Origin of the sequence: Mycobacterium asiaticum (assembly GCF_001668675.1) — a bacterium.
Classification (GTDB): Bacteria; Actinomycetota; Actinomycetes; order Mycobacteriales; family Mycobacteriaceae; genus Mycobacterium; species Mycobacterium asiaticum_D.
Genome location: NZ_LZKQ01000314.1, coordinates 1 through 4,029 on the forward strand (window position 1 = coordinate 1; position 4,029 = coordinate 4,029).

General features: G+C 68.7%; 3 protein-coding genes and 1 pseudogene. All 4 read left to right on the plus strand.

The window, feature by feature from the left end; translation table 11 throughout:
• The coding region (locus A9X01_RS30745) for a PPE domain-containing protein (RefSeq protein WP_436405307.1) at positions 1-737 on the plus strand (737 nt) is incomplete at its 5' end.
• A complete protein-coding gene (locus A9X01_RS26020) occupies positions 734-1,081 on the plus strand; it encodes a YbaB/EbfC family nucleoid-associated protein (RefSeq protein WP_065123465.1) in 348 nt (115 codons plus the stop codon). The genes A9X01_RS30745 and A9X01_RS26020, both read left to right, overlap by 4 nt.
• Positions 1,082-1,290: 209 nt before the next feature.
• The gene (locus A9X01_RS26025; RefSeq protein WP_065123466.1) at positions 1,291-3,519 is read left to right on the plus strand and encodes an EspK C-terminal domain-containing protein; all 2,229 of its coding nucleotides are present in this window, start codon (positions 1,291-1,293) and stop codon (positions 3,517-3,519) included.
• Between the two features lie 168 nt (positions 3,520-3,687).
• Positions 3,688-4,029, plus strand: a pseudogene (locus A9X01_RS26030) (hypothetical protein); the annotation flags it as partial.

Consider the following 4,029-nt stretch of genomic DNA (forward strand, 5'->3'; position numbering starts at 1 on the left):
CGCATCCGTCGTCGGCGTCGATCGCGTTGGTGCGCGAGGCGGCTCAGGAGGGCAACAAAGAAGCCATCAAGACCTACGCCGAATATCAGCAGGCGTCCGAGACGATAATGAACGACTACAACACACGGGCCGCCAACGAAATCAAAGCCTTCAAACTCCAAAAGCCGCCCAAGGCAATCAAAATCGATCCGCCACCGCCGCCGCAGACGCCGGGACTGATTCCCACCCAGGTGATGCAGATGGCCGCTATGGCAGGTGGCGGGTCGGGCAGTGGCATGCAGCCACCGATGATGACCCCACCCACCGGCGGCGCCGGCGGCGGCATGCCGTCCGGAGCCGGTTCCGAACTGACTGCGGCCGGGCGTGAGGCCGCCGCCAACCTGTCGAAAGACCTAGGCGTCAAACCGATGTCGCTCGGCGGCGGGGGTGGTGGGGGCGGCATGCCGTCGATGCCGCTGGCTCCGGCAACGGGCGCCGGCGGTGGCCTGGACGGCCAGTCGATGCGGCCCGCGGGCGCCGGTGACGTCGCGGGTCTCGGCGCTGCCGCCGCAGCCCGCGGCAGCGGTATGGGCGGCGGCGGTATGGGCATGCCGATGGGTGGACACGGCCAGGGCGGTGGAGGCTCCAAATCCAAAGGTGCTCAACAGGATGACGAAGCGCTGTACACCGAAGACAGGGCGTGGACCGAAGCCGTTATCGGCCAGCGCCGCCGGCAAGACATGAAGGAGTCGAAGTGACCAGTTCGGAATTGGACCCGCATGTCGCGGCGGCGCTCGCATTGGCAGCGCATTTCCAAACTGCCCTCGAGGGCACCCTCAACCAGATGAACACCGGAAACTTCCGTGGCACAGACGAATCCGAGACGGTCGAAGTGACAATCAACGGGCACCAGTGGCTGACTGGTGTGCGCATCAACGACGGACTGATTCGCGAGGTCGGCGCGGAAGTGGTGGGTGCCCGAGTTAACGAGGCCCTGCAGAACGCGCAAGCGTCGGCGAGCCAGTACAACGCCGCGGCCGGTGAACAACTGACCGCCGCGCTCGAGGCGATGACGAAGGCCGCCAACCCCGGCTTTGCCTGAACACACTGGCTGGGTGGAACTTTCGGCAAGTGATGCCGATCTTTGTCGTGCCCGCGGCGGCGCCGAAGCCGCGAAATTGCCGCAGCTACCAGGTAATAACCTCAGTTAGGCTTGATAATCATGACGTCCGGCAAGACGCAGCACGCTCGGGTTGGCCACCGCAGGCCGGAGAGTGACGGCTGCGCACCGGCCGAACGAGGAGAGTAGCGATGGGCATTCCGAGGCCGACGGGCCAGTACGCCGGTCAGATGCTTGAACCGGGTGGATGGCCGCAAGCCGACGAGGACACGTTCTACGACCGTGCGCAGCAATACAACCGCGTACTGCGCGAAGTCACCGACGTCATGGACTCCGCTCGCCGCCAGCAGGTCGAAGTCTTCGACGGGGGTATCTGGTCGGGAGGTGCCGCAAACGCGGCCAATGGTGCGCTCGGCGCGAATCTGACCGAAATGAGCACGCTGCAGGACTATCTCGTCACCGTCATCACTTGGCATCAACACATCGGCAACCTGCTCGTCCAGGCGAAATCCGAGATCGGGAACAACGTCGACGGGGCGCAGCGCGAAATCATCATCCTGGAGAACGACACCGAGCTCGAGGCGGAGGCGCGCCAGGCGGCGATCGAAGCGTTGGTCCGCGAGACGCATCAAGCCAACACGAGTTTGGTCACCGAGACCGCGGAACAGGTTCGGGCGTCTAGGAATTGGAAGCCGCCGCACAACGCGCTCGAGGATCTGCTGCACCAGGTGACGCCGCCCACTCCAGAGGTCCCGACGGTCGTCGTCCCGACGCCGGGTGTGCCCACCCCGGTCGGGCCGACGCCGGCACCGTTCGAGCCGATCCCGGCCAACCCCTACGAGCCCGTGGGCCCGGGCACACCCGTCAGCCCGATCACGCCGACCCCGTTCGACCCGGTGAACCCGAACCCGGTCACGCCGATCACCCCGGTGCCGTCGCTGCCGGTCACACCGGTCAACCCGAGCCAGCCGGGCACGCCGATCACTCCGATCACGCCCGTCAACCCCAAACCGCAGCCATACCAGCCGGTCACCCCGGTTAACCCGACGCCGGCGCCCGCGCCGACCCCTGCACCGACGCCCGCCAAGCCGACGCCGGGTCCTGCGCCGGCGCCGACGCCCGGCGGGCCGCTGCCGGACCTGCCATCCGCGCCCGCGAGCCCGGGCACTCCGTCGGGTCCGGCTATTCCTGGCACCGAACCGGCCCACGTGAAGCCGGCCGCGGCCGTGGATGTTCCCGCCCACACCGGTCAAGCGGGCGGTTCCGCGTCTCCGTCGCATCGCGGGGACGACGCAGCGCCGGCGATGGCACCCGCGGCGGCCACCGGAATCCCGCCGGCTGCGCGAAGCACCGCGAGCGGTATGGGACCGGCGGGTGCGGGCGCAAGTCCGAGTGCGGGTGCGGCCGCCGGCGGTCCCGGTGCCGGTGGGCGCGCCACGAGCGGCCGGGCGCCGCTGGGTGGGGCCGGGCGGGCACCGGCCGGCGCATCGGCTCGCTCGGCGTCGGCGCGCACTACACCGGCGACCCGGCCCGCTCCGCCGAATCGTACGGACGATGACCAGAAGGACAAGCCGAGCTCCGCAGACGATGTCACCGCGCTGCCGTCCATCCCGGTCTCGGCCGCACGGGCCGCACGTGACGCGGCGACCGCGGCTTCCCGCGCCGGTGGCGCCAAAAAGGATCCGCTGCGCTTGGCGCGACGGATTGCTGCCGCGCTGAATGCCCGCGACCTCGCCGGTGGGGACGACTACGGATTCTTCTGGATCACCGCCGTCACCACCGATGGTGAGATCGTCGTCGCCAACAGCTACGGGTTGGCCTACATACCGGACGGCGTCCAACTGCCCGCCAAGGTGTTCATGGCCAGTGCCGACCGAAACGTCCCGGTCGACGAAAAGGCGCGCAGCGCAACCTATCCGGTTATCGCCGTGCAGACCTGGGCCGCCTACCACGATCTGAAGCTGCGGGCCGTGATCGGCACCGCCGAGCAACTCGGGAACTCCGACCCCGGCGTCGCGAAGGTCCTGCTGGAGGACGACGACATCCCGGACACCGGCAAGATGGTCGGCCGGCCGCGCCTTGAGGTGGTGGACCCGGCGGCGGCGGCGCAGCTGGCGGAGACCGATGACCTGCATCTGGTGGACCTGCTGCCGCCGGCCCCGGCCGACGCCAACGCGCCCGACGACGAGCGGCACATCCTGTGGTTCGAGCTGATGAAGCCAATGACGAGCACGGCGACCGGTCGCGAGATCGCGCATTTGCGCGCCTTTCACGCCTACGCCGCGCACAGCCAGGACCTCGCCCTGCACAAGGCCTACAACGCGGCCGACGCCGAGGCGCAACGGCCGGCGGTCGAGGAGTTCTTGTACTGGCGTCACGTCGCCGCCCTGCTCGACAGTGCGATCTCGCAGGCCACCTGACGGGCGGGCGGGGACCGGTATGGCAAACACGGCGGTGGGCCGCTCGGGCGGCTCGCCCGGGTGGCACGGCGCGCCGATGCCTGCGGTGGGCCGAAATTGGCGTTCGGGGGGTTGTGGCACGTCGGTTAAGATTTTCTGGATGGCAAACGATGGAGAAGGGACGCTGTGATGGTTGAACCGCTAGCAGTCGATCCCGCCCGTCTGGTCGCCGCCGCGAGCAAACTGACCGAGCTGGTCTTTCCGACGCCGCCTTCGCCGATCGCCGCGACCGGTTCGGATGCGGTGTCGGGGGCGATCAATGAGACGATGCCGGCGATCGAATCCCTGGTCACCGACGGGATGCCCGGCGTCACCGCGGCGTTGAAGAGGACCGCGACCAGCATGGGCGCCGCGGCCGATATTTATACGAAGGCCGACCAGTCGCTGGGCCAGGCACTGTCGCAGTACGCATTCGGTGCCGACGGCGAGTCGATGGGCGCTAGCGCGCTTGGGGCGGTGACGGGCCTGGGC